Source organism: Phenylobacterium sp., assembly GCF_044371015.1.
Lineage (GTDB): Bacteria > Pseudomonadota > Alphaproteobacteria > Caulobacterales > Caulobacteraceae > Phenylobacterium.
Map to the genome: position 1 here is coordinate 1 of NZ_JBILUK010000343.1, position 2,606 is coordinate 2,606.

The following is a 2,606-nucleotide window of genomic DNA, read 5'->3' on the forward strand; positions in this document are numbered from 1 at the left end:
TGTCCAAGAGTTGGCCAGCCTCGGGTACCGGCGCGGGAAAGATCTCTCCGAGGGCCACCGCTTCTTCAAGCGCGACATCGAAGGTGTACGAACGCACAAGCTCCACATCTGCGTAGCCGGCCACGTGAGCATCCACAGGATGCTCGCCTTCCGGGATCACCTGCGCACGCACCCCGCGGATCGAGACGCCTATGCCGCGCTCAAGCTGAGACTCGCCGCCACCGAAACCGGTGGCATTGCAGAGTACCTGTCACGAAAACGCCCGTTCATCGATGAGGTCCTGGCTCGAGCCGAGACGTGATCCCGCACTTTCCAAGGTCGTCCAGATTAAACATGCGGGAGATCGTATAGCGTAACTTGACACCGAACACTTTCGAACCTACCTGACCTCGTGATCATCCGAAACGTCATTCACAAAGGGTTGCGTCGGTTCATCGCGGACGACGACGCCAGCGGCCTGCAGCCCGCCGTCGTCGCAAAGGTCCGGCGGATGGTGTCGTTCCTCCAGGATATGGAGCGCGAGGATGAACTTCGCACGATCCCAAGCTGGAAGGCCCATCAGCTGACCGGGGATCGCAAGGGTGTCTGGAGCCTGTTCGTCACCAAGAACTGGCGGCTCACATTCCGGATCGACCGGGACGAGATCGAGATCATCGACCTCGACTATGAAGACTATCACTAGGAGGCAGCCGTGACCGTCAGCCCGGGAATCCGCCTGAAGCGCCCCGCCCACCCTGGCGGGTTCGTGCGGCATGAAATCATCGACCCGCTCGGTCTCACCGTCACCCGCGCGGCCGAGGTGCTGGGCGTGACCCGGGCGACCTTGTCGACCTTGCTAAACGAGCGCGCTCACCTCTCGCCGGAGATGGCCGTGCGGATCGAGAAGGCGTTCGGCGTGTCGATGGACACCCTGATGCGCATGCAGAACAGCTTCGATATCGCTCAGGCCCGCGCGCGGGCCGACCTGATCGACGTGGCGCCGTTCGACGCTTCGGCGCCGCGGGGCGTAGTCTGAGCGTAAAGTTCGCCCCCTACTCCAGATACATCGCCCGCAGCTTGGCGATATCCGCCGCGTCGACGCCCAGTTCCTTGTCGAGATAGGCCTCGATCGAGCCGTAGCGGGTCTCCACTTCAGCCAGGGCGAAGTCGAGCAGGCTCCGGCCCTGGCCGTCGCGCAGCGGCTGCGGCGTCTTCCACTTGGGGTCCGCCTGATAGCCCGCGAACATCTTCGCCACCGGATTGGCCGCCTGGGCTGCGGCGTCGAAGATCGGCATCTCGAACTCCGGTCGCCGGTAGGTTGTCGACAGGTGATAGTCCTCGACGATGGTGGCGCGCGGCACGCCCAGCGCGCTCAGCACCAGGGCCGAGGTGAAGCCGGTGCGGTCCTGGCCGGCCGAGCAGTTGTAGGCCACCGCCCCGCCGCCTTCGAGCAGTTCACCGAACACCAGGCGCAGCTGCGGCGCCAGCAGGGTCGGCATCTGGCGATAGACCGCGTGCATCTGCTCATCGCCGCTGATCGGCGCGGTGCGATCCCCCATCATCCGCATCATCGAATAGCCGACCGCCGTATAGGGCACGCCCTCGATCTTGGAGGGCGCCAGCGTGCGCTCCTCGCTGGACCGGAGATCGACCATCTCCTTCAGGCCCAGGCCGCTGATCATCGCCATGTCGGCCTTGGTCAGCATCGGCGTGGCGCCCGAGCGATAGATCATCCCCCAGCGCACGGTCTTGCCGTCCGCCGCCGGATAGCCGCCCAGGTCGCGGAAGTTAGAGCCCTGGGCCAGGGGCAGCACGCGCTCGGCGACCCGCGTCACCCGGCCGTCGCCGCCGTCGCGCAGCAGGATGAACGGCCGCGCATCGGGCGCGACGGGGATCTCCACCCGTCCGGCCCGGTTGGCTGATGCGACCGGCCTGCCCGCCGTGAAACCGGCGTCGGGCTTCTCGGCCAGCGCCACATCCACCGGGTCGGCGTCGGTCCAGGTCACCACCAGCCGGTCAGGCGCGGGGCGCGTGACGAGCGCATTGGAGACGGCCCAGGCGGGCCCGGCGGCCAGCAGCGCGAGCGGAAGGGTCCAGGCGGCGAGGATGCGGGTCATGGCGGGCTCCGGTGGCACACGGGTCAGTACTTCAGGGTCAGGTCTAGGCCGAAGGCGCGCGGCTCGTTGTAGATGCCGAACGCGCCCTGGGCGGCGAAGGCGCCGCGGCTCTCATAGAAGGTGTGGGCCTCGTCCAGCAGGTTGCGCGCCCGGCGATCCCGGGACCCGCCCTTGAAGCCGACCTCGTAGGTCTCGACCTCTTCCGACCCGAACGCCCGATAGCTGACCGAACCCACCCAGACCATCCCCGTCGTTTGAGGAGGCAGCCCTAGGCAGGGATCATGAGAACCCAGCGACGGTTCGGTGATCGGGCGGTGACGCTTCCAAGAGGATTTGGCGACAGCGGCTCATTAGCCCCCGAACTTCACCTCTTCGCTCCCCGCCGGCAGCTCGATGGTCATGCCGTCGCGGGCCAGGCGCCAGTCGATCTTGCCGCCGTCCTCGATGCCGCGGGTGAAGGCTTCCGCGTTGAACAGCGGCAGACCGGCCTGGGTGAGGTGGCTCAGCACC

The 2,606-nt window shown here is 66.8% G+C and carries 5 protein-coding genes; 3 read left to right on the forward strand and 2 right to left on the reverse strand.

Going from position 1 to position 2,606, the window contains the following annotated elements:
- The 3 genes from ACIQ3R_RS17390 to ACIQ3R_RS17400 form a co-directional block, all read left to right on the forward strand.
- Positions 1–301, forward strand: a 301-nt coding sequence (locus ACIQ3R_RS17390) for a GrpB family protein (protein ID WP_397420108.1), incomplete at its 5' end; no start/stop codon positions are given.
- 120 nt (positions 302–421) lie between these two features.
- The gene (locus tag ACIQ3R_RS17395; protein WP_397420109.1) at positions 422–682 is read left to right on the forward strand and encodes a type II toxin-antitoxin system RelE/ParE family toxin; all 261 of its coding nucleotides are present in this window, start codon (positions 422–424) and stop codon (positions 680–682) included.
- Between the two features lie 9 nt (positions 683–691).
- Entirely contained in the window at positions 692–1,015 is a 324-nt protein-coding gene (locus ACIQ3R_RS17400) for a HigA family addiction module antitoxin (RefSeq protein WP_397420110.1), read from the forward strand.
- A 16-nt stretch (positions 1,016–1,031) separates the two neighbouring features.
- Here ACIQ3R_RS17400 and ACIQ3R_RS17405 read toward each other — a convergent pair whose 3' ends face one another.
- Both ACIQ3R_RS17405 and ACIQ3R_RS17410 read right to left on the reverse strand, forming a co-directional pair.
- On the reverse strand, positions 1,032–2,096 hold the full coding sequence (locus ACIQ3R_RS17405; RefSeq protein WP_397420111.1) for a tyrosine-protein phosphatase: 1,065 nt from the start codon (positions 2,094–2,096) through the stop codon (positions 1,032–1,034).
- 23 nt (positions 2,097–2,119) lie between these two features.
- The gene (locus ACIQ3R_RS17410) at positions 2,120–2,341 is read right to left on the reverse strand and encodes a hypothetical protein (RefSeq protein ID WP_397420112.1); all 222 of its coding nucleotides are present in this window, start codon (positions 2,339–2,341) and stop codon (positions 2,120–2,122) included.
- Between the last annotated feature and the right edge of the window lie 265 nt (positions 2,342–2,606).